Here is a 26,077-nt window from a genome sequence, read left to right as displayed (position 1 = left end):
GGCGGCCGGGCGGTCCGGGCGGGCATGCGGCCTCTCCGGGCCGGTCCCGCCCGGCCACCCTGCCGCACCATCGAACGCAGGCAGAGCCGCGTCTAGGACGTTCACCAGCACCACGAGGGATGACTCTCGGACTGTGCCTGTGAGGTCAAAGCATGCCTCCGGCGGGAGCACTCCGGCACCGAGGTGGTCGCCACACGGCCCTGAACGTAGATGGGTGGTTGGGGGCTGATCACCTCGTACACCATCGACTCAGGCAAGCCCAGCAGACCGGCTCCTCCGTATCAAGCCCGGCTCTGACCGCAGGGCAACGAATGAGCGAGGAACGGCGACCGGCGAACGTACACGCGAAGCCGAGCTTGGCACTCCGTCCCCGGCCCGCTGCCGCTACGCGGTGAGTCGACGGCGTACGAGGTGATCAGGTAGGCAGGGGCTGCTGCAGGTTAGCGGACAGTAGGTCCTCTAGCAGCTCATGGTCTGGATGATCTGCCCGCGCAAGTTGGTCGATCATGGTTTTCGTCATGTAGCGGAAGCTCTGTGGTGGATGGAAAGCGAGTTTTTCTCGCAGTTCTTGGAGGGAGAGCGGCTCCGATAGCCGCCTTGGTTCGCTCAGCGTGAGAGCAATAGCGGTCGCAGCTCCCGCAAGATAAGAGTCGAACTCCGTCCTCGATAGGCCGAGCTCATCACCATGGCGCTCCCAAATTTCGTCCGGTGAGCCTTCCGAGATGCTCATAATCTTTGCTATGCCTGTCAACGCTGCGACGGGAGCCGTAGTGTAGATCATCATGGCTGACCCGGGACTCACTCCCGGTCGCTGACGCCTAAGTTCCGCCGACTTATCGCCGGCCATGATTGCTTCAGCGTACTTGGGGCGTATCGACAGCAAGAGGGCTCGTTCCTCGATGGTCACGGGCCTTGACCCTCCTTGTATATTGCGGCGAACAGATCGGAAGAGATCTTCGACACCGACTGTAGCTGAAGGGTCTGGCCGAAAGTAGTAGCAATCTGTCGCATGCGCCTCAACGGAACGTGATGCTGGAAGAGTTCCGTGTCAGAGAAGCGCAAGGCGAGTGCTTTGCCACCTTTTGAGGCATTTATGACCTGTTGTCTGCTCCATACCCCGAGATGTTGGAAGCGGCCATGGAGTGCTTGTGGGCTATCGACAGTTACCTCCTCCAGGCGAGAGCAACCTATTATCGCCGACAAGCCGCCAGCCGAATTGCTGCTCACATACCAAAGCAAGCGTGCTGGTGCGCGCTCCCCTCTAGGGATGGGGCTTCTGTAGTACACGTGCTCGCGACTAATGCCAAGCGAGTTCGAGCGGGGGATAAGTGTCTGTGGCACGCCGAAGAGCTCCGCAGACCAATATGGCCGGATGGGAACTATGTATGAAGGGAGCGCCGAGTCAACTAGCTTTGCAGGCCAAAGCGATCGTTCTAAATCGGCCGCAATTATGGGAGAAAGATTTGTAGTAAGTTTTGTTAGGCGTATATCTACGTGTCGTGCCGCTAGAGCTGTTTGTTCATCAACCGCCGCTGCGTTGGCGCAAAGGTCTATTACGAATGCTATCCAGGCATCGTTATGGCACACGAAGCCTTCGCTGCGAAGTATGCGTTGGAGCGCCTTGGAAAGCTGCCGGTCAGTGATGCGTATTATCTCTCTTTTATGTTGTCGGGCTTGAGTGCGAGCAAGGTAGATAAGCTGACGAACGATCGTCTCTTCGATTCGAGAGTTCCCTACTCGAATCAAGGGCACAGTAAGCTGCGTCGCTTCTAGACCGTATATTAGTAGTGCTGAAGCATTGCCGTGGGGGTCGCGTAGTATCAGGCGTTCCCACTTCTGCCCCTCCGCGGACAGTTGTCTGACTTTGGCAAGGAAATCAGTCTTTCGTTCACCGTCAGATGAGTTGAGAAAGGAAAGTAGATTACCTTCTTCCATAGATCGTACGGGCTCCAGGCGATATTCGGTGTCGAGAAGCTGTGAAGGCATGTATGCCTGTGCCCTTGCCAGTTCATCGACGTAGAGGATGACATCGGCTGGGCGCATTACACGTACACCGCAGATGTCTAGAGCTGAGCGAGCCCATATGGACAAACGCTCATCCCGTGTGACGAAGACGGTTACACCAGCGGCATACGCCTCCGCAATATGGCGAACGTCTGACCTATCGGATTCTTCTATTGACAGATCGAGCCCATGCGCGGACTTTGCATGATCCAGCAAACGCTGATACATCGCGTCGCTTGTGCTGTGGTCAGCTGTTAGGGTCCGGTACTTCGTGAGGGCGGCAACTTGTGTGCTCTTACTATCGCACTGTGGCAGGCGACTGATCTCTCGTGAAAGTTCTGGAGTGATCGTGAGCTCTACTTGGCCCACAAGCCAGTCTTCGATGAGAGCATGTGACTCCTTCGCAGCCGCTCGATCATCCCCATTCTCAATGTCGACGAATACGTTTACGTCTAGAGCGACCTTGAGGATGTCCAGCGACTCGGCAGAAGAAAACAGATCTGGGTGACCGTGATCTCTCCACCAGATAGATAGCGGTAGCCGCTTCTTGCTTCGCCCTGGCGTTCTGCCGCGCTCAATGAATCCGAGCCGTGGCCAGAGCGCATTCTCGACATAATCGGTCCGGCACTTGAGAGCAATGCCAAATCTATCCCCGTGGTCCCTGGTAATCGCGTCTACCAACTGGCGCGCTAGTCCGCGACTCCTATAATCGGGAGAGATGCATAGATGAGTTAGTCGGACTATCTGATGGGGAAGCGCGTAGAGCGCATAACCCACTACGGTGCCCTCTGATCGCACGGCGAGAAGGGTCTTCCGATCGGCAGCCTGGCGGAAGGCGGCTGGCGGAAGAAATCCTAGAGTTTTTCGTGCCTTGTCCGCTAGTGTAATAATTTGTTCGATAATATCCTGATCGCGTCCTGTAACACGAACTATTTCCGGACTTGAGATACCGTAAGGCTGCTCGCGCTCTGTCACGATCCAAATTGTTCAACGGGGTCTCCTCCTTGTCACCTGCCGTGGGTGACCCGTGCTGTATCGATTTGATCAACATGTTATTCAGGACACCCGAAATGACCCTTCCGGGCACGCCTTAGAAGCTGTGTTCGATAGTCTAGCTCCACTACAGGTAGGGTGCTGGGCGCGAGTCCTTTGCGCAACTTGCGGGGCGTGGTTGGTTCCTGCGAGAGGCGGAGGCTGATGAGAAATGGCGACATCAACCCTTATTGTCGAATGCGGGGCTCCGCTGCGGCGTCGGGTCGGGTATGAGGTGGTATGCCAGCTAGTGTGTAGCTGCGCTGGTACCACTACTCTGATAGCGCAATCTTAATCACGATGACGATCTTTGGAGGATCAGTGAAGCTTAAACCTGCGGAGCTCCTAGCCAAAGCTGTAATAGAAGAACACCTAGAGCTAATAGCGATAAATCTAACTGACCTCAACGAAGGTCACGCCATTCATGATTTCGAGATTGAGTTGAAGAATGGTATGGTAGCTGCTCTAGAAGTGACCTCCGATCGTGACTATGCGGAGGCTCAGTGGAGCAGTCTTGGCGAGCCCTTACTGCCGCTGACAGGATGCGGTAAGGGGTGGACTGTAGATATCGGCTCCTATCCCCCGAAACCCGATAAGTGGGCAGCCAGCGAGCTCTCGCCATTCCTGGCGAAATTTGAAAGCATGAGGATGGAGGCGGCAACAATCTATCCAGATTCGCCAACCCCGCTGATCCTGCCCGCGGGGCTTAGCGCTCTGGGGGTTGTGGGCATTCGGGTAGATTCCTCAGTTCCTCAAGGCTGCGCTCGTCTGCAAGTTGCTGGATGGTCCAAGATTACATCCACCGATGTAATCACTAATTGGAGTGAGCGTTTCGCTAACTCCAGTAGATGTGCTGGGGAGAGGCGGAAACTTCATATCAGCGGACTGCCGCAACGTCATCTTGCTGTCGCAATTCCATTTTATCCTGCATCCGGGTTCTCTCTATTTCACGCGCTCATGGCGGTCCGCGATCTCGGGCTTCCGCATACGTCGCCGGCCCTTCCTCCTGAAATAACTGACTTGTGGCTCATCACTGATTATCCTGGGGTGGCTAGTCTGCACGTTTCATCGGGTGGAGGCTGGACCGCCACCACTCCGTATCGACCACATCCCGATCCGGCTATGTGAAGCGTGCGCGTTGCCGCTGTGACGATCGCTGACTTCGGTTCTCGCCCACAGGGGCTGGGGTGATCGACGACGAGGCCCTCCTACGCCGGGCCCGGCGAGTGACCGCGGCTGAGGTGACAGCAGCGCTGACAGCAACGTCCCCACACACCGACGTATCCGCGCCACCGTCCACACGCGTCTGACCACAGTCTCCATCAGCCGAGCAGGGTGATTGCTCCGCCTGAAAAACGGACGGTCACATTCCCCTATTTTGGTTCGACTGCCGATCGTTTGGAATCCTTGTCCTGTTGGTCAGTGGAGTGGCCACCGAGGGATTTTTGTGCCATATGTGTGATTTCGACCTGTGCACTCAGAGTGGCATCGTGGAGTCGTTTTCGTATCGATCCCAATGACATAATGTGTTGATCTTTCAAATGAGCCTAACCTGCCTTGTCCCTACTAGATGCGCAGGTGGATGCGATGAGCGAGCAGACTGCACAGGCGATCGTCGGTAACGAGCAGACTGAGGTCTCCAGGGAAGCCGCAAGCTCCCCAACGAAGAAGCCAGTGGGAGCCCGGGCAGTTCCGAAGTGGGAGGCAGATGCACGGGACCGCGTTCGAGCAGCGATACGACGCTATTCCAAGCCGCTAACCGATCTCATAGCGCGTGATGCTAATGAAGGGGACACGCGTCTGCTCATCACCGACTTCCTATGCGCAGGCCTCGGCTACGACAAATATGACGACCTCACTACGGAGTACCAGGTCAAGGGTGAGTTCGCTGACTACGGCATCCGCATTGACAAGCAGCTGATCGCCTTCATCGAGGTGAAGCGCTGTAGCCAGAAGCTCAACGCCAAACATCTGCGGCAGGTGCAGATGTACGCCGTGAACGAGGGCGTTGAGTGGATGATCCTGTCCAACGGCCAAGTGTGGCAGGCGTATCACATGACCCCTGGCCTCCCCGTGGTCATCGACCTGGCCCTTGAAGTGGACTTGCTCAGTGACGCCAGCTTGAGCGTCAAGACGGACGCGCTCTTCTACTTGACCAAGGAGGCATTCAAGCGCCGCTTGATCGATGACCTGTGGAGGGCTCGCGCCGCAACGTCGCCGAGGTCCCTGGCCCAGGTACTTCTGTCCGACGTAGTGACCGACACCATACGCAAGGAACTGCGACGTCAGACGAACCATAATGCCGACGTCAGCGAGATCCATCGCATCCTGCGCAGCGAGGTACTTCGGCCGGAAACCTTGCTTTGAGGCGTGCTCTGACGGTAGAGCGCCGAGGCCAGCAATCTTGCTAACGCGGATGCTAACAACCGTTCTGGACAACCCTGGATGCTTCCGGAGTGGGAACGCTCCAGGAAGAGCTCTGAGCAGGTGTCCGTGACGGCGGTGGACACGCGTGGACGGTCTCGAAGTCTCTTGTAAACAGAAGGTCAGGGGTTCGATTCCCCTCGTCGGCTCGCAGCTAGAAGGCCCCTTCCGCGACTTGGAAGGGGCCTTTTTGATCTCCATACAGCAGCGCCGTACAGCAACCGTTCCGCTCGTCACATGCCGAAGCCATCATCGGGGAGTCCATGTGGCAGGGAAGCGCACTCGTGATCGTTGATCCAGAGGCCGGCCTGTTCTAGGAGGGGTTCGGGCGCGTGGCCGGAAGCCGACCCCGCTGGTTCGGTGCGAAGCTCAAGCCTGTCGGGCGAGTCATTCGGGTCTGTATGCCAATGGCTGCCTGCCTCGCCCAATGATGCCGTGATCTCTCTCAAGGTCATATGAGAGGGATAGGCGGTGAGTGCGTTCGTTCCTGGCTCGGGGAGCTCAATGGGGTCGTGTCGAGCTTGAACACTGATCATCGTCACGGTGCGGCAGTGGCAGACGCATAGTTCGACGTGTCCGTATGAAGGGCCTTCTGATTCTCATGGTCAGTTAGGGAATGTGTGCACTATTGAGGCTAGCGTTCAGGCGGTTGAGCGCCTTGCGGGTCTCGAGGCTCGGGATCTGGATCTGTGCGGGCGTCAGACCGCACACGTGCTGTACGAACCATGAGCGTTCGTTTGCGGCCTTCTTTCCGTCCCACTTCTTGGCATCCTGCTCGGGCATGTTCAGCGGCGGAGATACCCTGACAGGGCGGTAAGTGGCACGCCAGTGCTGGCTGTTCCCGTAAGTGGGGTTCCAGTATGTGTAATCGCCTCCGACGACCGGTTCAGGGTCGAGGTCGATTTTGAGGCATCCGTGATCGAACAGGTAGGCCCCGAACACGTCCTGGCCACAGTCGTTGCAGCGATCGGGTCCGGTGGTCATGCGGTGTCGTCGGTGGGTGGGATGTGCGATGCCCTGATGCCGGGGCGGGTGGTGTGCAAGAGAGCTGATTGCCAGGCCAGCGTGGACAAGAGCGCGATGGCATCCTCCTGCCGGACGCTCCGCATCACGCCTGCGGTCGCCATCTCCAATGTGGGCATCCGGCGTAGCTCAGCCGTCCACCACATCCGTCCCGACCCATCGCTCTCATAGTCGATGTCCCAGCCCGGATAGGTGCTGCGGAGCACCGAGAGCTGACGGCCGCGCAGGTCCAGTATGAGCGCGGCATCGGAGATGACCTGGCGGACGTTCGGGTCGGCAGCCTGGATGAGCGCTCGCTGCTCAGCGTCGGTCATCGCGTCGCGGTTGTTCGCGTCCCATTGCACGGTTCCATCTCAGTCGCCCGTGGTACGACTGCGGGAGAGGACACTGGAGGCGCACCCGGCCATCCGCCCGTGTCCGCCCATCCCCCGGAGGTGCGCGCGATGAGCAAGGTTCCGGCCTGGGCTGGTCGGCTACGTACCGAGCGGACCAGGCGAGGATGGTCACAGCGGGATCTCGCGGTGCAGTTGTCCAGGGTCGCCGACAGGGTTCTGCCCGAGCCCGAGAGCGTGATCCGCAGAATCCGGGACCATGAATGTGGCAAGCACCGGCCGGACGACGAGTACGCCGAGCTGTATTGCCGCCTGTACGGGTTGAGCGAACACGCCCTCTTCGGCGATGTTGACCAAGAGATGTACCTCGGCGACGAGATCGATGCGATCGAGCTCGCCCGCCGAGCAGGGGCCAGCGACGTCGGCCGGGAAACCCTGGAACGGCTGGAACTCGCCGTGGACGACCTGGCGTCGGCCTACCCTCGCACACCCCCGGCACAGCTACTTGGGCGCGTGAAACGACACCTGGAGTATGTTGTCCGGCTTCTCGACGGCAGGAAGACGCTCACGGAGCATCGACGTCTGCTCGTGGCCGGCGGCTGGTTGTCACTGCTCGCCGCAACCTGCCACATCGACTTGCGGCAGTATCCCGCCGCCGCAGCTCGCCTGCGGACCGCTGGCCAATTGGCCGACCACGCTGAGTACCCCGAGATCAAGGGGTGGTGCCTTGAAACAGAGGCATGGCAAGCGCTCACCGAGGGCGAATACCAGCACGCCATGATCCTCTCCCAGGGAGCGCAAGATGTCGCCCCCCGCCGAAGCTCGGCCTACATCCAGGCGACCGGGCAGGAGGGCCGGGCGTGGGCACGGATGGGGAAGGGAACCGAGACCAGGGCCGCGCTCAACCGGATTCACCAGATGGTCTCTCCCATGCCCATGCCGGATCGGCCGGAGCACCACTTCAGGTACGACCCCGCCAAGAGCGAGGCATACACCGCGACGACGCTCTCGTGGCTGGGCGATCCCGCGGCGGTGGGCTACGCACGGCAGGTACTCGCACGGCTGGAGTCCACTGACGACGGCGGGCCGCGTCCCCGTAGAGCCGCCTCCGCTCGTCTCGATCTGGCCCTGGCTTTGCTGGCTACAGACGAGCCGGGAGAGGCCGGCCACATCACCCTCCAGGCGGTCATGAGCGGGTTGCTCGTGCCCTCGAACTACTGGCGGGTCAAGGAGGTGATCGCGGGCGTCGAGGAGCACGGCTTGGCCGAAGCCGTCGAACTACGCGAGGCTTACCGGGAGTTGTACGGTCGGTCGTCGAAGGCGGAGCGACCACAGCTCAGCGCCTGAACGCGGCCTCGCCGTCGAGCAAGGACATGTGCATTGCACGGCCGTGACGATCGCTGACTTCGGTACCCGCCTCTCGGGCTGGGGCGATCGGCTGCCGCGGACCGACTGCTTCGGTCCTTGCCACCGGTTGTCGGGCATCATGCGGGGTGTGAGTACCGTGGCCAAGGTCGCCCGGGACTGAGAGTAGAGCAAAGTAGCGGATGCCATGGACCTTGCGGGTCTGGCGCACAAGCGTCTGATCGAAGTGATGGTCGCCCAGTTCGTGCATGAAACCAACGCCCCTGAAGTCATCGATGTGTGGCTGCGGTTGGAGTCAGTGACTGTTGGCGTCGAAGTCGGCGCCGATTGGTCGTTTCGGATCGAGCCATGCGAACCAGGGCAGAGCTACGTGATGGAAGAGCTTGGCAGCCGCGTTGATGTGATCTCCGCTCCGGATGACGTTCCTTTCGTACGGCACATCGGCGAACGGCTCATACGCGTTGTCGAGCGGTTCGGCGGCGGGGTGGACGGTACCGAGCGTGTGGGAGCGGAGTTCGTGTTCGACTCGGGGACTGTAGTCGCAGAGAGCTTCGGCGGCGACCTGCGGATGGCCAGCGGCTGACTCACGACGGAGGCAACTACCCAGGTTGCTGTTCCTGGAGTTTCGATGGCCCTGCGATAGCAAGGGCGGATTTGCTGCTGGGGACGCTTCCCCTCTGCTGTACAGCAACGCCGTCTTACTCGGTTGCATGCCGACTCTTCACGACCACCACTTGAGCAGGACGGCCGCGCGTTGACGGGACATCTGCTCTGCCCCTTGTAAACAGAAGGTCAGGGGTTCGATTCCCTCGTCGGCTCTGCAACAGGAAGCCCCTGAATAGGCGTTATGCCGTCAGGGGCTTCTTGCTTTGTCAGGACAATGTCGAGATCTTGCTAACACGGTGGTTCCCGATCAACTGTTGATGGCCCTGGCGAAGACGTCGGCAGCCGTCGCCGCTTGCTCGTGGATGACGTGGGCGTAGACGCGGAGGGTGATGGCCGGGTCGGCGTGGCCGAAGCGGGCTGCGACGACGTGGACGGGTACGCCTGCCAAGAGCAGCGTGGTGGCGTGGATGTGTCGGAGGTCGTGAAGGCGGGCGTGGGGGAGCTGACCTCTCGGGTTCTGCTTGTTGCGGGTTTGGGCATCGGGGAGCTGGGCGTGTCGGAGAAGAGGGGTCTCCCCAGCCCGTCGGTACACCGCGCAGACCGCAGGCTGGTACAACATCACGGCGTTCCTGGACTGGGTCAACTTCCCAGGCGGCATCCACATGGTGTTCATTACGCGCAGCGGGGCCAGCATGTTCACGGACGTGCGTAGCGCCACCGCCGACGGCGGCTATCCGTCGTACAACCTTCTGACCGTGCCCAGGTTCCTGTCGCTTGGCCAGTACGAGGAGGTCGGCGCCTTGCAGGACTCGGGCAGCACCAGTCCGCCACCTGCCAGCTCACCCTGGAGTGGGTCAGCATCGCCTGATCAGCACCTGGGCATCAATTGAGCGTCCACTCGCCCTTCTGCTCCGCGAACCCGCTGTCCAACGCGAACTGGAACTTGGTCAGCTTGGCAGCCTCCGGCACCTCGAACACGATCACACCACGGCGGATATCGCCCGTGTTGATCGTCGCCGAACCGCCGAACGACTGCCCCTCGCGCACTCTGTAAACGGTGGACCGGTACTGTTGGCCCTGACCATCGATCAGCGTCGCCCCGTTGGTCGGGGAGTCGCTGTAGACGGCCTGGCCGGCGTTCTGCAACGTCACCTCCAACGCCACGAACTTGTTGCCTGACTTCGGCTTGAGGAAGTCTTCGGCGGGGGTCGCTGGGTTGATGAGCTTGACGACCGTCACTGCTACCTGCAGACCGGGATCTCTCCCGGCCAGGGTGATGGATCCGCCGATCGTCGCCGTGGACGGCCCCTGATCCGCCTGCTGCTGCTCCGTCGGCTGTTCTACTGGCTGCTCTGCCGGTTGCGTCTCCACCGCCTTGTCTACAGGGGCACTCGACTCCGGCAGTTTGGACGGCAGGACTGCATTCGGCGGATCCGCTGTGGTGACCACCGCCTCACGCCCGGTGTCGGCGGCCACCAGCACAATGGCGGCGCATCCACCCATCAGGAGTAGCGGGATCCCGACCGCGAGCAGGATGATCAGGCCGATGTTGCGCCGTGGTGGAGGCGGCGGGGCCGGCGGCTGGTATCCGTACCCGGGCTGGGGGCCGCTGTAGCCGTACGGCTGCTGCTGTGGCTGGTTCTGGCCGTACGGCCCTTGTGGCTGGGACGGATACCCCATGGAGCGACTCCAGAGACGTGTGGGCGTGCGCTATTGGGACGTTCCAAGCATCCTCCGGGTTGCCCCACGGCGGGTGTCCACATCCGGACAATTCCGCCTCTTGATGTGCCGCCCGTTGCTGAGGGTGCGGACGGGCGGCACCACAACCACCAGCTCAACCGGAAGAGGTGCTCGTGTGCAGGACCCGAACGTCATCGGCTACCTGCTCATCGCTGGTTTCGGTGGGCTGGTCCTCTTCCTGTTCCTGAAGGGTTACGTGTTCGGCAAGCCCTCGATGGACAAGGCCACGAAGGAATCCGCCCAGTGGCGGAAGTTGTACGAGACCGAGCGTGCGCCCACGACCTGACCCGGAAGGGGCACACCGAAGAAGGCCGCGCCGCACTTCAGGCGGCGGCCGAGGGCGGCCAGGCAGCGATGGCGCTGCTGGAAGAGATGCGCAAGCGCCAGAGCGAGGCTTAGCGATGACGCTAGAAGAAGAGCTCAGACGCGCCGCGCGAGAGGCCATGGAGTCGAAGCTCCGCGCCCAGCAGGACCTTCGGCAGACGCTCTGCCGCGAAGAAGGCGGCCGATTTTCAAGAAGATCAACTTCTCGCGCAGCTCGGCGTTCTCCCGTTCCAGCTCCCTGATTCGTGCCCGGTCCAGCCCGGAGACCGGCGGCCGCTCGTCCTGTGCGGTCGCGATCCGATGCCGATTCACCCAACTGTCCAGGGTGCTGGCGTTGATATCGAACTCGCGCCCCACCGACGCGACCGTCCGATCACCCTCCAGCACTATGCGGATGGCCTCATCCTTGAACTCCGGTGAGAACTGCCTGCGACGCCTCGTCACGTACCTACCTCTTTCAGGCTTATGTCAGCTTATGTAGCCGAATATCCGGAATCTGCTGGGCGCCTCAGGAGGCCGACCGCACCGCATTTGTTGGCGTCGGCGTTGTGCGGAGAACATCTGGTCGCGGGGCTGATCGCTGTGCCATTTTGGGTGGTGGTGAGGGGTCAAGCACGATCATTCACGACCGGCTTCAGTCGCAGGTCAACGTGCCTACGAGCCAAGATCTCCGCTAGCGGTGCATATGTACGCGATCATGGGATGGTGAGAGCACGAGTACGAGAGTTCCGTTGGGTCGATCTTGAGGCGGGGCGGAGGATCGACGATCCGACCCATGCCTGCGAACTCCTGGAAATGTATGTCGGTTCTCAGGGCGAGATGGGCGAGGAACGCTTCCAACTCACCGTCTGCACCCCGTCGGCCCTCACAGAGCAACTTGCACATCACCCCTTTCTCATTGGCCGGCACTAGCTCTTCGTTGCCGAACTTCATCCCGACAAGGTGACCGAGTGGCTGAGCGATCGGATTGCCGTACTGGAGGCCCCCACATGGGGCGAGCTGGCAGAGAAGATCGGTCGGATCGGAGAGTGGGAGTTCGAGGACTACACAGACTGAGGCCTGGCGATCCAGCACAGTCTTGGGAGCTACCGAGCCGCACGATCATGAATTCTGGTGAACTGCAATGGATGGTGTGACATCCAGCAACATGTTCGGACGGCTTTCAAGATCGTTTGGGTGCCTTGTAAACGATGGCCAGGGCTTCTTGGTTTGTTGGGACGATGTTGAGATCTTGCTGGAACCCTTTGCCAACGGGCTAATCGGAGTGGCTCTGGAGTCTGGCGACGTTCCGTCTCGTCCAGCGGATGTGCCCGTCGAGGAAGGGAACCGGCTGGGTCCAGCCGCTGTATGGGCGTGCCCAGCGGTCGCCTTCGCCCCAGGGAGTGGAGGGTCAGTGCATCTCCTCGACCCATCCCATCTCCGTCATCCATACCGTGCCGGCGAGCTCGCCGTTCAGTGCGAGCATGCTGATCCACGTACAGCCGTGGTTGCAAAGGAGCATGGTTCCTGGCGTCGGCTTGTCGAACCACAAGATGGATTCGATGCCTTCTGCGGAGAGGCGCGGTAGACCTTGGACATCGGTTTGAGTGATGGGAAAGGGCTGTTGCGGTGAGACCGTCATGTCCGGCTCTTCCAGGAAGTACTGATGCTCTCGCCGCGTCTCATTGACGATCCAGGCCAGGTCGAGCACGGGGCCGGGACGGGCACCCAGGCCAATGTCGAGAAGGAATGACCGAAACTCCTCTGGGAGAGGCGCGCCGATCATTTTCTCAAGGGCTTCTATCTCGGAGAACGGAAGAGCGGTTATGGGGGAAGTAGCGATTCGGGCCAGCTCTTCACCTAACTCGGCCAAGCTGATCTCTGAACGCATGAAGTCTTCATGTTCAATAAACCGGGTTGACGACGGCCCTTGAGGCGCAGGAGAAGGCGTGTAGGCGGTGCACGTGAGCTGCGCTCAGGGATACGTGGAACTCGGGGCGACTGATGCAGGCTCCGCGCGTACGGCCACCTCTACCCGCGATGCATGGAAGGCCAGGCACAGCGTGAAGGTGAACAGGGTGAACAGGTCGGCGCCGTCCCAGTCAAAGAGTTCGACTTGCCCAGGTGGAGCATCGGGGTGAGTGGTCACGCAGTCGTGGCCTTCCTGGTCCTCGCGCCACTCGACGAGGCGGACATCCTCGAACCGGAAGACCACAACAGGCGTCTCCGACAGTTCGGGTGGAGCCCACTCCGGATCGTAGACGAACTGCAGCTCCAGTATCGGCGGTCTGCCTGGCTGGTAGGTCAAGTGTCTGAAGTCGGTGTCGTGCAGATAGATGTGGGCGGAATTCTCGGTCCAGAACTCATAAAGACCTCCCTGGGAGGTCACACCACGATGCTCGTCCTTGGTCACGCCGGCGAACTCAGCCACTGCCATGAGGGCATGTTTTCGTACATGACCTTGGAAGTGCTATTGGTTTGTGACGGTAACGTCTCCGGTGCTCGGGCGTTATGCGGTGGAACGCTCGGCGGTGATGGTTGTGAATCCCGCGGCGAGGTGGGCTATGGAGGAAGAGGCGACCGCGTCAGTGAACCCAGTGAGGTGTTTGCGGGGCCTCGCTTGTTGACCAGGACGAGGGAGCCGATGCAGACCTCGTACGCCATGTACATCAAGAGCAGATCCGAAGTGACCAAGGCGTGGTTGGAGGGTTCGGCGTCAGGAGCCTGGTGCCGCAGGCCGTGTGCCGTCAGGTAGCCCTCTATTGCGTCGGAGGAGGTGTCAGCGATGACGACGGCGCTGGCGTGGCAGGTCTGGAGCGCGCGTGGTACCAACCGCTGCGGTCTCGACCTTGCGCAGGAGGTCTGCCGCTTGGGCGACGCAGGCTGGATCGACATCATGGGCGTACCACATCATGTTGATCGGGCTCGGGTTGAGGGCGACGAGGAATGACATTCGGTGTCCTGCGGCGGGCAGTTGATCGGCGATCTCATGAGCGACGCCTAAAAGAGGTCACAGACCGCGTCGTTGAAGACGAATATGGCGACGTGAGTCGCTCCCAGACACGGGCGATGTAGCGCCGCCATCTGTGTGCCAGAACGTATCAGTGCAGCGCGCCGAGTGACCGGGCCGGTCAAGCTGAGGCATCACGAGATGTATAGAGGCCTTTCCGAGGGTTATCGGGAACGGTAGCGGCCCGGTGTGGTGCCGATGAGGTTGGTGAAGGCGGAGATGAAGCTGCTGGGGTTGGCCCAGCCGCAGGCGTTGGCGACGTGGGTCGTGTCGTGGCCGTCGGCGAGTAGGACGAGGGCGTGATAGATGCGTAGCTGGGTGCGCCATTCGTAGAAGGTCATGCCGAGTTCGTTGCTGAACAGGCGGCTGAGGGTGCGGGCGCTGGCTCCGATCGCCTGCCCGAGTTCGGCCAGGGTGGTGTTGTTTCCGGGCTGGTCGTACATCAGCCGGGCAATGGCTTGTAGTCGGTCGTCCTGCGGTTCCGGTAGGTGTAGTGGTTGTTCGCGGGCTTCGTGAAGTTCGTCGACGAGGACTCGGCGGAGGCGGGCGCTCGCGGCCCGGTCTTGGGTGCCCGCGGCGCGGTCGTAGTTGCGTGGGCCCGTGAGGGTGAGCAGGATTTCGCGGGCGAGGTTAGAGACCGTGAACACGGCAGGGTGGCCGGGTACGAGCCGGGCCAGGGACGCCGGTAGGAAGAGGATTCGCATATCCGTCTGGCTGTGGGCGCGGTGATAGTGCGTGAAGCCGGCGGGGGTCCATGCGACTCGGTTGGCCGGCACGATCGAGGTGCCGCGTTCGGTGTGTACGGACAGGACGCCATGGGCCGCGTACACCAGATGTCCGCGTGAATGGGAGTCCACCGGGCTTGTTCCACCGGAGGGCCAGAGATGTACGCCTCCGGACGGCCATAGATGTGAGGTCGGAGGTTGGCGGCCAACGGGCATAACTTGGCATTTTACCGGTGGCCGGACACAGCGTCCTTTCGTGACAGTGGAGGTGACATCACGTACCCGAGGAGAAGTGAGTGACCATGCGAGCGGCGGTCTGTGTCAGGGCTGGTGGGCCTGAGGTGCTGGAGATTCGTGAGGTGCCCGTACCGGAGGTTCGGGAGGGCTGGAGTCTGGTGCGGGTGAAGGGCGCGGGCCTGAACCGGTCGGAGCTGCGGACCCGTCAGGGGCATTCCCCGAACGTGAGGTTCCCGCGGGTGCTCGGCATCGAATGTGTGGGGACCGTGGCGGCCTCGACCGCGCCCGAGTTGCCGGAAGGGACGACCGTCGCGGCGGTCATGGGAGAGATGGGCCGGGAGTTCGACGGCGGTTATGCGGAGTACGCGTTGCTGCCGAACTCGCTGCTGATGCCGGTCACCACCACGTTGGCCTGGGACGTCTTGGCCGCGTTGCCGGAGACGTACCTGACCGCACAAGGCTCGCTGGACGCGTTGGGGGTCGGGCCGGGCGGCCAGGGGAGGCTGCTGATCCGTGGCGGGACGTCGTCGGTGGGGATGGCGGCCGCGTCGATCGCGGCCGGCTATGGTGTCGAGATCGCGGCCACGACCCGGCGGCGGGACAAGGTCGGCGCGTTGATCGGGGCCGGCGTCGACCACGTGATCGTCGACACCGGGGAGCCGTTGACGGCGGGCCTGCGCGCGATCTGGCCCGAAGGCCCGGATCATGTTCTGGATCTCGTTGGGGCGCGTACGGCGGTGGACTCGTTGCGCCTGGTCCGTCGTGGCGGGACGGTGTGCGTGGCGGGCTCGCTCAGCGGATGGGCGATCCCGGACTTCGAGCCGATCGCGATGATCCCGTCCGGAACCAGGCTCACGGCCTTCCACAGCGACGACATCAAGGGCAGCGCGGGTGCGGCCGTGCTGCAGCGGATCGTTCACCAGGTCGAGGCCGGTGTCTATCGGCCCAATGTCGACCGGGTCTTCGGTCTGGACGACATCGTCGCGGCCCATCGGTACATGGAGAACGACCAGGCCAGCGGGAAGGTCGTCGTGGTGCCCTAGCGTCACCGCGGAATGTCCGAGGCTCCTACTACGATCAACACCGTTGGGCGGCTCTCGCCTCCTTGGTCGTCACCGTCGGTTCGATCATCCTCAGCCTGGTGATCGGCGCCGCGAGGCCCGCATGGCCGGTCACCATGCTGTCGGCTGCGCTCATATACGCGGCCGGGTGTGGATCTCGTTCTCGTCCATCCGCTCACTTGAGCAGCAGACCCTTCACCTCCGCCAGGAGGTCGACCTGCGTCCGCCAGTCGCCCCCCGAAATCCCGATGACCGCGTGGCTCGCCCCGGCCTCGCGGTAGGCGTCCAGCCTCTCGGCGGCCTCCTGGGGGTGGCCGGTGAGCGGGATCTCCATGACCTCCTCAAGAGGACGGCCGTAGGCGCCGCTGATGCCGGTCGCGATCTGCGCCCGGGACGGAACGCCCGGCCCGGTTCCCAGGGCGGCGGCGGCGCCGATCGCGATGACCGGAACGGCCCGGCCGTGGCTCGCGGCCAGCTCCGCCAACTGCGCCTTCCCCTCGGTGACCTCCCGGGGCGAGACCAGGGAAGGGAACCACCCGTCGCCCAGCCGCGCCGCCCGCCGGATGGCCGCCTGCGACGCGTTGCCGACCCACACGGGCGGCATGTCGGCGGCAGGGGTCAGCGTGACCGTCGGCTGTCCCGGCTCGTCCCGCAGGTGGGTCTTCTCGCCCGCGAGCAGCTTGGGGAGCAGTTCGAGCGCGGTGTCCGTACGGCTGCCGCGCCGCTCGTACGCCACCCCGGCCGCCGCCCACTGCTCAGGCCCGCCCCCCGAACCGACGCCCAGGACCAGCCGGTTGCCGGACACGTACTGGAGGGTCGCGATCTGCTTGGCGGCCCAGGCCACGGGCCGGATCGCCGGGATGAACACGCTGGTGCCGATTCTGATCGTCGAGGTGGCCGCGGCGGCGGTGGCCAGGGCGATCGGCGCGTCCAGCGTCGGCCGGCCGATGGCCAGGTGATCACCGTGCCAGACTCCGTCGAGCCCCGCGTCTTCCGCGTGGCGGGCGGCTTCTCTCAGGCTCTCGGTGACGCCGGGCAGGATGACGCCGATCTCGAAGCTCTTCATGAACGCGACTATGCAACCTCATGTTTGGTCGAGGTCAAGACGACGAACAGCCCTCGAGCGCGGGTGCCATCGGGCAGACGCCAGGAGCCGGCGACATGGCCGGTCGCTTCCGGTGCGAGGTCGGGCCCGTTGGTCAGGACTCGGTGCAGGCGGAGGGTCGTACCGTGCGGTGCGGAAAGCTCGGTGCCCTCTTGGTCGTCGGTGACGGTGGTGAAGGGGGTGAGGCCGTCGCCGCGGTAGGAGCGGGTGATCTCGCGGTCGGGGGTGTCGCTGGTGTTCTGGTCCTGGGCCTGGACGCGGCCCTCGATCAGGGCTAGCAACTGGGTGACCAGCACCGGGTCGTGGCAGCCGTCGTAGGCCCAGCGCCGCCCCAGCACCCCGTGCTCCATGGTGCCGACCAGCGCGTGCTCTGCCCCGTCGAGCGGGGCGCCGCGATAGGTGAGCGGCACCAGGTAGGTGGCCGGGTGGGTGCCGGAGGTGACCACCATGAACTCGATCCCGACTTCACCCTGCGGGTCATCCAGCCGGAAGCCGCCGGCCTTGACCAGTGCCGGTTCGTCCGCACTGCCGAGGTACCACGGGCGGGTGGGCAGCCAGGCCGTGAGCAGTTCCAGTTTGGTGGGCTTGAGGGCGGTGTGGTGGATGACGGCCATACCGAAGGGTACGACTTCGCGTCCTCCCCTTGCTGGAAGCGCGAAAAGGGGTTTGCGCGGGGAGCGATGATCGGATAGATCTTCGGCTGGACCCCGGCTGAGGGGCCACGACACCGAAAGGAGGGATAAGCCCATGAAGTCCATGATCACTACGCTTGTCTCCTCCCGGGGCGCGGACCGCGTCTGACCCCCGGAGCGGACGGGCGCCTTCACCGGAGCGTGCCTTGACCGTGGAACAGAACGACCTGACCATCCGCCCGATCACCCGGCCCGAAGAACTCGGCCTTTTCTCCCGGCTGTCCTATGTCCTCAACGAGGAACTGGCCGACGATCTCGCCGCAGGCCGCCGCCGGCCGCAATGGATGTGGGTGGCCCTCCGTGGCGACCACCTGCTGGCCAGGGCCGCCTGGTGGGGCCGGAGCGGCGACGACACACCCTTCCTCTTGGACGTCTTCGACATCGACGACGGCCGTGTGGACATCGGAGCGCGACTGTTGCGGACCGCCCTGGCCGAAGTCATCCAGGAAGGCGCCACTCCGCCCGAGTACATCCGCTACGTCCCACCCGGCTGGCGCGCGGCCGAGGAGACCAAGCGCGTCGTCGAGGAGCGCATGAGCGCACTGGAACGGGCCGGCGCCCGCCCGTTCGTCGAACGGCTGCGCCTGGAGTGGCGTCCCGGTACGCCGATTCCCGAGCCGCGCGGGCGCCTGGCGTTCCGGCCGGTCCGCGACGCCGAGGAGATCCTCTCCCTGATGACGTTGGTCCTGGACGGGACGCTCGACGCGCACAGCCGTGCCGATCTGACCCGGATGTCCGCCCGCGAGGCGGCCGTCAGGCACTACGAGGACGAACTCGCGCACTACCGGAGCCCGCGGGACTGGTGGCGGGTCGCGACACTGCCGGACGGAGAGCCGGTGGGGTTCGTCACCCCGGCCCGCAACGACTACAACCCCATCGTCGGCTACCTCGCCGTCCTGCCCGCGCACCAGGGCAACGGCTATATCGACGAGATTCTGGCCGAAGGCACCCGGATTCTCAGCGCGCAGGACGTCCCGCGCATTCGGGCGGCCACGGATCTCGGCAACATTCCGATGGCGAACGCCTTTCAGCGCGTCGGGTACGTCAATTTCGAGCGCACCATCAATATGACCTGGAGCTGAGCCGGGTGGCGCGATAGACCCTGGTGACGTAGGGCACGTCGAAGGATTGCGGCAGGCCGTCGGCCAGGGCGCGGACGGCGTTGTCGATCTGCCGGCGACGGTTCTCCGTCGCGGTGAGATACCAGGATTGGGAACGGATGAGAGCGAGGAGCGAGGCCGGGGTGTGGGGCCGGTCGTGCTGAAAGTCGCGGCGTTCGACAGGGCCGAACGCGTCACCGAAGGCGTCGACCGGCACACCCTCGCCTCGTGAAGATCGGAATTCGTCGATGAGCCGTGAGAGGCGGGCCACCCAGTCGACCGATTCATCGCGGAGATTCCACAGCGGCGCGAACACGCCGCAGGGCCGCAGCACGCGGGCGATCTCGGCGTGGGCCGGCTCGGGATCGAACCAGTGATATGCCTGACCGGCGACGACGGCATCCGCCGCGCCGCCGGCGAGAGGGATCTGTTCCGCCGATCCTGCGACGACGGCGCAATCCGGCAGGCGTTCCGTCAGCTTGTGGCGCATCTTGGGGTCGGGTTCGACGGCCGTTACCTCGTGGCCCAGTTGGATCAGCAGGCGCGTGAGCAACCCGGTCCCGGCGCCCAGATCGACCACCCTGATGGGAGCGGTGCCCAAGGCCCATTCCAGCGCCTGCGCCGGGTACGACGGCCGGATCACGTCGTAGGCGTCCGCCGCCGCCCCGAAGGACAGACGCTGACGCTCGAATGCCTCACTCATCTCACGCGCCGTACGAGGTCCGCGGCCGCCTCCGGCCATTGGGCGTGATCGAAGACGAAGCCCGCTTCGAGCAGCCGGCCCGGCACGACCCGGCGGCTTTTCAACAGCAGTTCGGTGTCCGAACGCAGCACGAACGCCCCGAGTTCGGCCATCCACTTCGTCGCGGGAAGGCCCACCGGTACGCCCCACGCGGCACGCAATACCCGCATGAACGTGCGTTGTGGCAGGGGAACGGGGGCGGCGAGGTTGACCGGGCCGCTGAGGTCGTCCCGGTCGGCCAGGAATTCGACGGCGCGGACGAAATCGCGGTCGTGGATCCACGACACGTACTGGGCGCCGCCCGCGATCGGACCACCGAGACCGAGCCGGGCCAGCCGCAGGAGGACGTCGAAAACGCCGCCGCGATCGGGGCTCATCACCATGGCGCAGCGCAGGGCGACCTTGCGCGTGTCCGGGGTCTCGGCCTGTTCCTGCGTCCGCTCCCACGCTTTCGCGATTTCGACGCTGTAGCGCCAGTAACCGGGAACGCCGGATTCGGTGCCGCCGAGCACACCGGTCGCCTCGTCATTGGGCGCGTCGAAACGGTGGGAGTAAATGGTGGCGGTGCTCATCTGCAACCAGACCCGGGGAGGTCGCGAGGCGGCCGCGATCGCCTCACCCACGACCCGGGCGGAACGCACCCGCGAATTCATCATGGCCCGCAGATTGGCCGGGGTGTAGCGACAGTTGACGCTGCGTCCGGCCAGGTTGATCACGACGTCGCCGCCGTCGATCTCCTTCGCCCAAGGCCCCAGGGTCGCCCCGTCCCAGTGGACTGCGCGTGGCAGCGGTCGTCTGGTCAGGACCACGACGTCATGGCCCGCGGCGGTCAGCGCCCGGTTGAGGATCGTGCCGACCTGCCCCGTTCCCCCGGCTAGAACTATTTTCATTCGGGCCTCCCGCCGATCGCAGGCCAAGAAAGGGTCGCCGGGGCGAGACCGTGCTCGCCCCGGCGAATGCGATCGTCAGCCGTAGTACTCGTAATGGACCCTGGTCTTCGTCTTGTGGTTGAAGTCGCTCTCGCCGTCGAGATAGCGGTTCCACTGGGCGGTGAGTTTCGCCGAGCGTACGGTGCAGCCGGCCCAGCGGACCTTCTTGGGGTTGATGCGGCCTATACGGCTGTAGCAGGACCCGACCTTCTTACCGTTGACCCAGAGCCGGGCGGTCAGGCTGACGTCGTGGAGACGCTTGCGGGAGACGTTCTTGATGCGGACCTTGATGCGGCAGGTGTCCTCACACTTGCCCCAATAGATCTTGTAGTCGATGAGGTGCGGGCGGGCGCCCGTCTGAGCCGAGGCCGCGGTGGGTGTTGCGATGAGCAATCCCGCCGCGGCGGTGGCCGTTAAGAGCATGCCGACGAGACTTCTGGCCATGGTTCCCCCCATGAGCACGAAAGCCGCTTCCCCCGTTGAAAGCGACACCCCATTCGATTAACCATCAGGAACGGTGCAAAGGTCAACTGTTCACATGCGGTTATTCGGAGGTCTTCGTGCTCACCGTGCCGGGGTTCGGGGGCTTGATCGAGACCTTGACGCCCCAGCCGGTGAAACGGCTGTCGACGGTGATGGTCTTGCCGTCGTAGCCGTTCGTGTCGAGCACACCCGTGGCCGCGTACGAACTCCGCACCCTGCTCACGAGCCCGGCGGCGTTGAATGTGAGGGTGCTTCCCGACAGCCGGCCCTTTTTGACGAGCGCGGCCAAGGTCTTCGGCTCGGCGGGGTTGATGACCTGGCCGTGGAAACCGCCGCCGCCGCTGGGCAGGCCGCCCGTCTTGTACCAGGTCTTACCCTCGGGAAGTTTGTTCTTCCACATGCCGCCCGAGAGGTAGCTGGTCTTTCCGATGCTGATGGCCCGCTCACGCTCGAGGACGCGCTGGTCGGTCGTGATGTCGGAGGCCGCGATGCCCTTGGCGTTGAACTGGAAGGTTCCCTTGCGGGACTGTTCGGCCCGCAGATCCACCTCGTCCTTGTCGCCGCCGCTTTCGTGGATCTCGCATCTTCGGATGCCGGATCGCGGAATGTCCCTCATGCTGAAGCCGGGCATCCTGCGGTGCGAGCAGTGGCGAGAGAGCGCTCTCTTGACAACGGGGCTCAGCTTGCCGGAAGGTTTCTGTAAACTCACGCCGGATGAGGTAACTCACATGATCCGCACCCCCCGTTTACGTACGTTCCTCGCCATCGGCGCCGCTCTCGGGGCGCTGCTCGTGCCCCTGACCGGCACCGCCAACGCCGCTCCCGCCCCGGGCCCGCTGGTCTGGTCCGATGAGTTCAACGGAGCCGCCGGCAGCGCGGTCGACCAGTCGAAGTGGCGCTTCGACATCGGCGGCAGCGGCTGGGGCAACAACGAACAGCAGTACTACACCGACAGCACCCGCAACGCCGCCATGGACGGCGCCGGCAACCTGGTGATCACCGCCCGCCGCGAGAACCCGTCCAACTTCCAGTGTCATTACGGCACCTGCCAGTACACCTCCGCCCGCCTCCTCACCGCCGCCACCTTCACCAGGGCCTACGGGCGGTTCGAGGCCCGCATGAAACTGCCGCGCGGCCAGGGCATCTGGCCGGCCTTCTGGATGCTCGGCAACGACATCGGCTCGGTCGGCTGGCCTAACAGCGGCGAGATCGACATCATGGAGAACATCGGCCGCGAGCCCAGCACCGTACACGGCACCCTGCACGGGCCCGGCTACTCCGGCGCCGGCGGCATCGGCGCCGGCCACTCGATCGGCGGCGTGTTCGCCGACGCGTTCCACACGTTCGCCGTCGACTGGTCGCCGAACCTGATCATCTGGTACGTCGACGGCGTCGAATACCAGCGCCGCACCCCGGCCGACCTGGGCGGCAACCGGTGGGTCTTCGACCATCCGTTCTTCATGATCATGAACGTGGCGGTCGGCGGCCACTGGCCCGGCTACCCCGACGCCTCCACCACGTTCCCGCAGGCCATGGCCATCGACTACGTCCGCGTCCACGCCCCGCCGACCGGCGGCACCGGCGGCCGGATCACCGGATATGGCGGCAAGTGCGTCGACGTGGCCGGCGCGAACACCGCCAACGGCACGGCCGTGCAACTGTACGACTGCAACGACACCGCCGCGCAGAGCTGGACCTGGAACGCCGACGGCTCGGTACGCGCGCTCGGCAAGTGCATGGACGTCACCGACGGTTCCACGGCCAACGGGGCACAGGTGCAGCTCTACGACTGCAACGGCACCGGCGCCCAGCGATGGACCCTGAATGGGAGCGCGATCGTCAATCCGCAGTCGAACAAATGCCTTGACGCGACCGGGGTCAGCTCGGCCAATGGCACCCGGCTGCAGATCTGGGACTGTTCAGGCGGCGCCAATCAGCAATGGACCCGTAATTAACATTTCGAGAGAGCGCGTTCTCGAATAAATCCGTTGCCCCGGCGGGGGCGGCGTTGGCAGGATCGCGGCCATGCCTACCTTCTCCGCCCCCGATGGCACCGTGCTCGCCTATCACGTCTACGGAGAGGGTCCCCCGCTGGTCTGCCTGCCCGGTGGGCTCCTGCAGGATTCCAGCTATCTGGGCGACCTCGGTGGCCTGCCGGAGCGGGCGCATCGGCGGCTCATCGTGCCGGACCTGCGGGGCACCGGCGGGTCCGCGGTCCCGGAGGATCCCACGTCCTACCGCTGTGATCGGCTGGTCGGCGACGTCGAGGCGCTGCGCGAGCACCTCGGCCTCGACCGGATGGACCTGCTCGCCCACTGCGCGGGCGCCAACCTCGCCGCCCTGTACGTGAGCCGCCACCCCGGCCGCGTCGCCCGGCTCACCCTGATCACCCCGAGCACGGTGGCCGTCGGCATCCCGATCACCGGTGAGACCCGGCTCGAAACCGCCCTCCTGCGCGAGGGCGAGCCCTGGTACGACGAGGCCATCGCGGCCCTGCGCTCGATCGTGGCCGGTGACGTCGACGACGAAAAGGTGCGGGCCATCAACCCCTTCTTCTACGGCCGATGGGACACGGCGGCGCAGGAACACCAGGCGGCGCAGGAGGGCAAGCGCAACGAGCAGGCCGCGGCCGCCTACAGCGCGGAGGGCGCGTTCCAGCCGGAGGCCACCCGCGCCGCGCTCGCCACCTTCGGCGCACCCGTGCGGGTGCTGGCCGGCGAGGTCGACCTGAACTCACCGCCGAGCGCGGTGGCCGCGTACGCGGAGCTGTTCCCGAACGCCGAGTATGTGGTGCAGCCCGGCGCGGGCCACTATCCGTGGCTCGACGACGCGGACGTGTTCGCGTCGCTGGTCAAAGCCTAGAGCTGGTCGTGAGGAAGGCCCGGGAGCTAGAGGAATCAAATAGGCCCCCTGGGGGCCCGATTGAGAGAAGGAAGCCCTCGGATGGCCTCACGACCAGGAGATCGACTTTATCAGGCGGGGATCAGCTCGTGCAGGGTCGCGGGCGTGTACACCCGCGTCCCCTCCGGCAGGTCACCCGGGGCCGTCAGCCCGATGTACGTCGTGTGCCCCGCCGACGAGCCCTTCGCCTGGAGCAGGCCGGTCAGGTAGCGGACGCGCAGATAGTCGCGTTCGACGACCGACCGCACGAGCAGGGAGGCGCCCACGAGGTTGCCTTCCACCTGGTTGAAGGCGGGATGCCCCCTCAGGTAGAGGTGCAGCCACTTCACCCGCCAGCCGCCGTCGTCATCGCGCAGGAAGACCAGGGGCAGGGCGACGCGGCCGGAGCCGCGCAGGTCCGACTTCATGCGCACCGTACGCGGTTCGAACGGCCGGCCCTCCTGCTCGCCATCCCTGGTCATGTAGCCGAAGAACGCCTCGGCCGCCTCGTCGAAGGGCTCCCCGGCGTAGATGTTGACCTGGGGGATGATGATCGGCCGGGTGGCGGCGGGCAGGCGGATGTCGATGAACTCCGACGCGCCGCGAGCCGCCTCGGTGAGGTCACCTGAATACCGGGCGAAGTCGTTGGTGAGGTTCGTCCACGAGACGTGCTCCGCGTCGCCGTACGAGGAGTCGAGCATGAGCGCCGACAGGTCGTAGTCGGTGCGCTGGTGCGCCTGGTGCCAGTGGACGAAGAACCTGAGCAGCTCGCCGTGCACCGGCGACAGCGAGCCGCGGGGCAGCATGCCGAGCCCGGGGGCGACGGCCTTGCCGGACAGCGGGAGGGCGACGTCGAGCACGTTGGGGTCGACGATCAGCTCGCCGAGGTCGGGGAGGCGGCGGGTGATCTCCTCGTCGAGGATGGTCAGCGCGCGGGCCAGGACCTCGTCCGCGAGCGGGGCTCGGAGGTCGGGGGCCGCCCACCCTCTGCCGTACCGGTTGGTGAACAGGCGGCCGGCGGCGGTGGCGCGGCGGTTCTGCAGGTGCTCGCGCAGCGACAGCAGCACCCGGCCGGAGGCGGTGGCGGCGGCCTCCTCGGCGGCGGACAGCACCGTCGTGGAAGAGGAGCCGACGCGGAGCAGGTGGTCCAGGCGGCGCAGCAGCGCGCCGGGCGTGTGCCGAAGCAGCTTGACGACGTCATCGACCCGGCCCTGTGCCAGAGAGGCCTCGACCCGGCTGTCGAACCCCGCGGCCGCCCGCGTCCCCCTGGCCACCTCGAACACCTGGATCGCCCCCGGGAACCGCGGATGCTCGTGCGGATGCAGCCGTTCGCCGAGCCGCTTCCACGGCTCCCGGTGCCGTGGCACGTCGCCCAGCTTGGCCGGGGAGGAGGCGACGGTGTCGTCCAGGGCGCGCAGGAGGGCGCGGCGCTCGGCCCGGCGGAACGAGCGGAACCTGGTCGGCGTGGCCAGCGTGACGTCGCCGCCGGAGCAGGCGCAGGCGAGCCGGAGCACGTCGGTCACCGTGTCCACGAGCAACGGCCGGCCGGCGGCCAGCCGCACCTCGTTGACGATGGCGCGGTTCTCCCGCACGGGGATGCGCTCGGGCTCGCCGTCACAGTACGCGGCCAGCACACGCAGCGCCGCCAGGTCCTCGGCCGCCAGCGGCACCTCGGAGCCGGCCAGCGAGAAGTACAGCGCACGCGCCTCCGCCTCCAGCCCGCCGCCCGGCTCCAGCACCGTCACCCGGTCACCGGCCAGCGGGATCAGCTCGGCGTGCGCGGCCAGCAGGTCGGCGTAGGAGTGCTGGTAGCGGCCGTACCCGGCCAGGTTCAGCAGGTTGAGCGGGGCACCCTCGGCGCCGGCCACGGCAGTGGACAACTGGCCCAACCAGAAGTCCACGGTGTCGGGCACGTTCTTGGGAAAGTCGATGAAGTAGGCGTTGTGCTCGACATGGTCGCCGACCAGCTCACGGACGGCGGCCAGGACCCGTACACCGAGATCCAGCACGGTCGCGCCCGGCAGCAGCGTCAGGCGTTCGAGCAGGGCGGGCGAGCAGGCGAACCCGGCGCTCAGCAGCGCGGCGTCGAGCTGACGGGCGGCCACCTCGCCCCAGTCGGGCGTCGGGTCGGCGGGCGCGTCGATGGGGACGCGTAGCCGCCGGGCGATGACGAGGCTCTCCAGCGTGTCCACGAATCGCACCATAAAGGCAAAAGGCCGAAAGTACCGTACGAAACCCTGCTTTCGGTCCATGCCCGGCCCCGGGTCCGGTTCGCAGGATGGGC

Annotated in this window: 28 protein-coding genes and 1 pseudogene; 12 read left to right on the top strand and 17 right to left on the bottom strand. The window is 64.6% G+C overall.

Going from position 1 to position 26,077, the window contains the following annotated elements:
- Positions 1 to 415: 415 nt before the first annotated feature.
- A complete protein-coding gene (locus tag C4V41_RS61095; protein WP_146103982.1) occupies positions 416 to 907 on the bottom strand; it encodes a hypothetical protein in 492 nt (163 codons plus the stop codon).
- Positions 904 to 2,979, bottom strand: a complete 2,076-nt coding sequence (locus C4V41_RS41545) for a GNAT family N-acetyltransferase (protein WP_160150569.1) — start codon at positions 2,977 to 2,979, stop codon at positions 904 to 906. The genes C4V41_RS61095 and C4V41_RS41545 overlap by 4 nt, the downstream gene beginning before the upstream one ends.
- Before the next feature lie 357 nt (positions 2,980 to 3,336).
- Here C4V41_RS41545 and C4V41_RS61090 point away from each other — a divergent pair, with 357 nt between their 5' ends.
- Together C4V41_RS61090 and C4V41_RS41540 are read left to right on the top strand one after the other, a co-directional pair.
- Positions 3,337 to 4,164 carry a hypothetical protein gene (locus C4V41_RS61090; protein ID WP_146103981.1) on the top strand — a complete coding sequence of 276 codons (828 nt, stop codon included), beginning with the start codon at positions 3,337 to 3,339 and terminating at the stop codon, positions 4,162 to 4,164.
- Positions 4,165 to 4,623: 459 nt separating this feature from the next.
- Entirely contained in the window at positions 4,624 to 5,403 is a 780-nt protein-coding gene (locus C4V41_RS41540) for a type I restriction enzyme HsdR N-terminal domain-containing protein (protein ID WP_146103980.1), read from the top strand.
- A gap of 666 nt (positions 5,404 to 6,069) precedes the next feature.
- On the opposite strand, the gene C4V41_RS61085 is transcribed toward C4V41_RS41540, so the two are convergent.
- Complete coding sequence (locus C4V41_RS61085) at positions 6,070 to 6,444, bottom strand: hypothetical protein (protein WP_146103979.1); 375 nt, start codon at positions 6,442 to 6,444, stop codon at positions 6,070 to 6,072.
- Positions 6,441 to 6,827 carry a hypothetical protein gene (locus C4V41_RS41535; protein WP_146103978.1) on the bottom strand — a complete coding sequence of 129 codons (387 nt, stop codon included), beginning with the start codon at positions 6,825 to 6,827 and terminating at the stop codon, positions 6,441 to 6,443. The genes C4V41_RS61085 and C4V41_RS41535 overlap by 4 nt, the downstream gene beginning before the upstream one ends.
- Positions 6,828 to 6,926: 99 nt before the next feature.
- Between C4V41_RS41535 and C4V41_RS41530 the strand changes: the two genes are divergently transcribed.
- Together C4V41_RS41530 and C4V41_RS41525 are read left to right on the top strand one after the other, a co-directional pair.
- Positions 6,927 to 8,162, top strand: coding sequence for a helix-turn-helix domain-containing protein (locus tag C4V41_RS41530; RefSeq protein ID WP_103961708.1), 1,236 nt, complete (start codon positions 6,927 to 6,929; stop codon positions 8,160 to 8,162).
- Positions 8,163 to 8,367: 205 nt separating this feature from the next.
- Positions 8,368 to 8,763 carry a hypothetical protein gene (locus C4V41_RS41525; protein WP_235030706.1) on the top strand — a complete coding sequence of 132 codons (396 nt, stop codon included), beginning with the start codon at positions 8,368 to 8,370 and terminating at the stop codon, positions 8,761 to 8,763.
- Between the two features lie 330 nt (positions 8,764 to 9,093).
- On the opposite strand, the gene C4V41_RS64645 is transcribed toward C4V41_RS41525, so the two are convergent.
- The gene (locus C4V41_RS64645) at positions 9,094 to 9,405 is read right to left on the bottom strand and encodes a tyrosine-type recombinase/integrase (protein ID WP_235030731.1); all 312 of its coding nucleotides are present in this window, start codon (positions 9,403 to 9,405) and stop codon (positions 9,094 to 9,096) included.
- 73 nt (positions 9,406 to 9,478) lie between these two features.
- On the opposite strand from C4V41_RS64645, the gene C4V41_RS41515 reads away from it, so the two are divergent.
- Entirely contained in the window at positions 9,479 to 9,676 is a 198-nt protein-coding gene (locus C4V41_RS41515) for a hypothetical protein (RefSeq protein ID WP_146103977.1), read from the top strand.
- On the opposite strand, the gene C4V41_RS41510 is transcribed toward C4V41_RS41515, so the two are convergent.
- A complete protein-coding gene (locus tag C4V41_RS41510; RefSeq protein ID WP_103961517.1) occupies positions 9,669 to 10,466 on the bottom strand; it encodes a DUF4352 domain-containing protein in 798 nt (265 codons plus the stop codon). The genes C4V41_RS41515 and C4V41_RS41510 overlap by 8 nt on opposite strands.
- Positions 10,467 to 10,641: 175 nt before the next feature.
- Here C4V41_RS41510 and C4V41_RS62305 point away from each other — a divergent pair, with 175 nt between their 5' ends.
- On the top strand, positions 10,642 to 10,812 hold the full coding sequence (locus C4V41_RS62305) for a hypothetical protein (protein ID WP_160150568.1): 171 nt from the start codon (positions 10,642 to 10,644) through the stop codon (positions 10,810 to 10,812).
- A gap of 134 nt (positions 10,813 to 10,946) precedes the next feature.
- Here C4V41_RS62305 and C4V41_RS41505 read toward each other — a convergent pair whose 3' ends face one another.
- Positions 10,947 to 11,294, bottom strand: coding sequence for a transposase (locus C4V41_RS41505; protein ID WP_103961516.1), 348 nt, complete (start codon positions 11,292 to 11,294; stop codon positions 10,947 to 10,949).
- Between the two features lie 21 nt (positions 11,295 to 11,315).
- Here C4V41_RS41505 and C4V41_RS65935 point away from each other — a divergent pair.
- Positions 11,316 to 11,906, top strand: a pseudogene (locus C4V41_RS65935) (Imm8 family immunity protein).
- A gap of 334 nt (positions 11,907 to 12,240) precedes the next feature.
- Here C4V41_RS65935 and C4V41_RS41495 read toward each other — a convergent pair.
- Positions 12,241 to 12,720 (bottom strand): SMI1/KNR4 family protein, encoded by a 480-nt coding sequence (locus C4V41_RS41495; RefSeq protein WP_103961515.1) that lies wholly within the window; start codon positions 12,718 to 12,720, stop codon positions 12,241 to 12,243.
- 84 nt (positions 12,721 to 12,804) lie between these two features.
- On the bottom strand, positions 12,805 to 13,266 hold the full coding sequence (locus C4V41_RS41490) for a hypothetical protein (RefSeq protein WP_103961514.1): 462 nt from the start codon (positions 13,264 to 13,266) through the stop codon (positions 12,805 to 12,807).
- A 348-nt stretch (positions 13,267 to 13,614) separates the two neighbouring features.
- On the opposite strand from C4V41_RS41490, the gene C4V41_RS62300 reads away from it, so the two are divergent.
- Positions 13,615 to 13,779, top strand: coding sequence for a hypothetical protein (locus tag C4V41_RS62300; RefSeq protein WP_160150567.1), 165 nt, complete (start codon positions 13,615 to 13,617; stop codon positions 13,777 to 13,779).
- Between the two features lie 224 nt (positions 13,780 to 14,003).
- On the opposite strand, the gene C4V41_RS41480 is transcribed toward C4V41_RS62300, so the two are convergent.
- Positions 14,004 to 14,696, bottom strand: coding sequence for an AraC family transcriptional regulator (locus C4V41_RS41480; RefSeq protein WP_200824579.1), 693 nt, complete (start codon positions 14,694 to 14,696; stop codon positions 14,004 to 14,006).
- A 170-nt stretch (positions 14,697 to 14,866) separates the two neighbouring features.
- On the opposite strand from C4V41_RS41480, the gene C4V41_RS41475 reads away from it, so the two are divergent.
- A complete protein-coding gene (locus C4V41_RS41475; protein WP_103961706.1) occupies positions 14,867 to 15,844 on the top strand; it encodes a zinc-binding dehydrogenase in 978 nt (325 codons plus the stop codon).
- 193 nt (positions 15,845 to 16,037) lie between these two features.
- Here C4V41_RS41475 and C4V41_RS41470 read toward each other — a convergent pair whose 3' ends face one another.
- Positions 16,038 to 16,928 carry an LLM class flavin-dependent oxidoreductase gene (locus C4V41_RS41470; RefSeq protein WP_103961511.1) on the bottom strand — a complete coding sequence of 297 codons (891 nt, stop codon included), beginning with the start codon at positions 16,926 to 16,928 and terminating at the stop codon, positions 16,038 to 16,040.
- An 8-nt stretch (positions 16,929 to 16,936) separates the two neighbouring features.
- Positions 16,937 to 17,581, bottom strand: a complete 645-nt coding sequence (locus C4V41_RS41465) for a maltokinase N-terminal cap-like domain-containing protein (protein ID WP_103961510.1) — start codon at positions 17,579 to 17,581, stop codon at positions 16,937 to 16,939.
- Between the two features lie 224 nt (positions 17,582 to 17,805).
- Here C4V41_RS41465 and C4V41_RS41460 point away from each other — a divergent pair, with 224 nt between their 5' ends.
- Complete coding sequence (locus tag C4V41_RS41460; RefSeq protein WP_103961509.1) at positions 17,806 to 18,741, top strand: GNAT family N-acetyltransferase; 936 nt, start codon at positions 17,806 to 17,808, stop codon at positions 18,739 to 18,741.
- Here C4V41_RS41460 and C4V41_RS41455 read toward each other — a convergent pair.
- From C4V41_RS41455 to C4V41_RS41440, 4 genes are all read right to left on the bottom strand, one after another.
- Positions 18,722 to 19,462 carry a class I SAM-dependent methyltransferase gene (locus C4V41_RS41455; protein ID WP_103961508.1) on the bottom strand — a complete coding sequence of 247 codons (741 nt, stop codon included), beginning with the start codon at positions 19,460 to 19,462 and terminating at the stop codon, positions 18,722 to 18,724. The two genes, C4V41_RS41460 and C4V41_RS41455, sit on opposite strands and share 20 nt — an antisense overlap.
- Positions 19,459 to 20,391: a TIGR01777 family oxidoreductase gene (locus C4V41_RS41450; RefSeq protein WP_103961507.1), complete on the bottom strand. Its 933-nt coding sequence runs from the start codon at positions 20,389 to 20,391 to the stop codon at positions 19,459 to 19,461. The genes C4V41_RS41455 and C4V41_RS41450 overlap by 4 nt, the downstream gene beginning before the upstream one ends.
- A gap of 75 nt (positions 20,392 to 20,466) precedes the next feature.
- Positions 20,467 to 20,874 carry a hypothetical protein gene (locus C4V41_RS41445; protein ID WP_146103976.1) on the bottom strand — a complete coding sequence of 136 codons (408 nt, stop codon included), beginning with the start codon at positions 20,872 to 20,874 and terminating at the stop codon, positions 20,467 to 20,469.
- A 100-nt stretch (positions 20,875 to 20,974) separates the two neighbouring features.
- Entirely contained in the window at positions 20,975 to 21,529 is a 555-nt protein-coding gene (locus tag C4V41_RS41440) for a hypothetical protein (RefSeq protein ID WP_146103975.1), read from the bottom strand.
- Positions 21,530 to 21,641: 112 nt separating this feature from the next.
- Between C4V41_RS41440 and C4V41_RS41435 the strand changes: the two genes are divergently transcribed.
- Positions 21,642 to 22,868 carry a glycoside hydrolase family 16 protein gene (locus C4V41_RS41435; protein WP_103961504.1) on the top strand — a complete coding sequence of 409 codons (1,227 nt, stop codon included), beginning with the start codon at positions 21,642 to 21,644 and terminating at the stop codon, positions 22,866 to 22,868.
- 70 nt (positions 22,869 to 22,938) lie between these two features.
- On the top strand, positions 22,939 to 23,775 hold the full coding sequence (locus tag C4V41_RS41430) for an alpha/beta fold hydrolase (RefSeq protein ID WP_103961503.1): 837 nt from the start codon (positions 22,939 to 22,941) through the stop codon (positions 23,773 to 23,775).
- Between the two features lie 110 nt (positions 23,776 to 23,885).
- Here C4V41_RS41430 and C4V41_RS41425 read toward each other — a convergent pair whose 3' ends face one another.
- On the bottom strand, positions 23,886 to 25,985 hold the full coding sequence (locus C4V41_RS41425) for a TerD family protein (RefSeq protein ID WP_200824577.1): 2,100 nt from the start codon (positions 25,983 to 25,985) through the stop codon (positions 23,886 to 23,888).
- Positions 25,986 to 26,077: the final 92 nt, after the last annotated feature.

It is taken from the genome of Nonomuraea solani, from assembly GCF_900108335.1.
Taxonomy (GTDB): Bacteria; Actinomycetota; Actinomycetes; order Streptosporangiales; family Streptosporangiaceae; genus Nonomuraea; species Nonomuraea solani.
The sequence above is the reverse complement of the archived record's forward strand: the minus strand, read 5'-3'. Positions and strand labels throughout refer to the sequence as shown.

What these genes read in the sequence shown, in the direction of transcription:
- C4V41_RS41435 (WP_103961504.1), top strand. Translation starts at nt 21,642, where the DNA reads ATGATCCGCACCCCCCGTTTACGTACGTTCCTCGCCATCGGCGCCGCT.
- C4V41_RS41530 (WP_103961708.1), top strand. Translation starts at nt 6,927, where the DNA reads ATGAGCAAGGTTCCGGCCTGGGCTGGTCGGCTACGTACCGAGCGGACC.
- C4V41_RS41455 (WP_103961508.1), bottom strand. Translation starts at nt 19,462, where the DNA reads ATGAGTGAGGCATTCGAGCGTCAGCGTCTGTCCTTCGGGGCGGCGGCG.
- C4V41_RS41465 (WP_103961510.1), bottom strand. Translation starts at nt 17,581, where the DNA reads ATGGCCGTCATCCACCACACCGCCCTCAAGCCCACCAAACTGGAACTG.
- C4V41_RS61090 (WP_146103981.1), top strand. Translation starts at nt 3,337, where the DNA reads ATGACGATCTTTGGAGGATCAGTGAAGCTTAAACCTGCGGAGCTCCTA.
- C4V41_RS41510 (WP_103961517.1), bottom strand. Translation starts at nt 10,466, where the DNA reads ATGGGGTATCCGTCCCAGCCACAAGGGCCGTACGGCCAGAACCAGCCA.
- C4V41_RS61085 (WP_146103979.1), bottom strand. Translation starts at nt 6,444, where the DNA reads ATGACCACCGGACCCGATCGCTGCAACGACTGTGGCCAGGACGTGTTC.
- C4V41_RS41445 (WP_146103976.1), bottom strand. Translation starts at nt 20,874, where the DNA reads ATGGCCAGAAGTCTCGTCGGCATGCTCTTAACGGCCACCGCCGCGGCG.
- C4V41_RS41430 (WP_103961503.1), top strand. Translation starts at nt 22,939, where the DNA reads ATGCCTACCTTCTCCGCCCCCGATGGCACCGTGCTCGCCTATCACGTC.
- C4V41_RS41440 (WP_146103975.1), bottom strand. Translation starts at nt 21,529, where the DNA reads ATGAGGGACATTCCGCGATCCGGCATCCGAAGATGCGAGATCCACGAA.
- C4V41_RS62300 (WP_160150567.1), top strand. Translation starts at nt 13,615, where the DNA reads ATGACGACGGCGCTGGCGTGGCAGGTCTGGAGCGCGCGTGGTACCAAC.
- C4V41_RS41540 (WP_146103980.1), top strand. Translation starts at nt 4,624, where the DNA reads ATGAGCGAGCAGACTGCACAGGCGATCGTCGGTAACGAGCAGACTGAG.
- C4V41_RS41490 (WP_103961514.1), bottom strand. Translation starts at nt 13,266, where the DNA reads ATGGCAGTGGCTGAGTTCGCCGGCGTGACCAAGGACGAGCATCGTGGT.
- C4V41_RS41450 (WP_103961507.1), bottom strand. Translation starts at nt 20,391, where the DNA reads ATGAAAATAGTTCTAGCCGGGGGAACGGGGCAGGTCGGCACGATCCTC.
- C4V41_RS41475 (WP_103961706.1), top strand. Translation starts at nt 14,867, where the DNA reads ATGCGAGCGGCGGTCTGTGTCAGGGCTGGTGGGCCTGAGGTGCTGGAG.
- C4V41_RS41515 (WP_146103977.1), top strand. Translation starts at nt 9,479, where the DNA reads ATGTTCACGGACGTGCGTAGCGCCACCGCCGACGGCGGCTATCCGTCG.
- C4V41_RS41495 (WP_103961515.1), bottom strand. Translation starts at nt 12,720, where the DNA reads ATGCGTTCAGAGATCAGCTTGGCCGAGTTAGGTGAAGAGCTGGCCCGA.
- C4V41_RS41470 (WP_103961511.1), bottom strand. Translation starts at nt 16,928, where the DNA reads ATGAAGAGCTTCGAGATCGGCGTCATCCTGCCCGGCGTCACCGAGAGC.
- C4V41_RS41525 (WP_235030706.1), top strand. Translation starts at nt 8,368, where the DNA reads ATGGACCTTGCGGGTCTGGCGCACAAGCGTCTGATCGAAGTGATGGTC.
- C4V41_RS64645 (WP_235030731.1), bottom strand. Translation starts at nt 9,405, where the DNA reads ATGTTGTACCAGCCTGCGGTCTGCGCGGTGTACCGACGGGCTGGGGAG.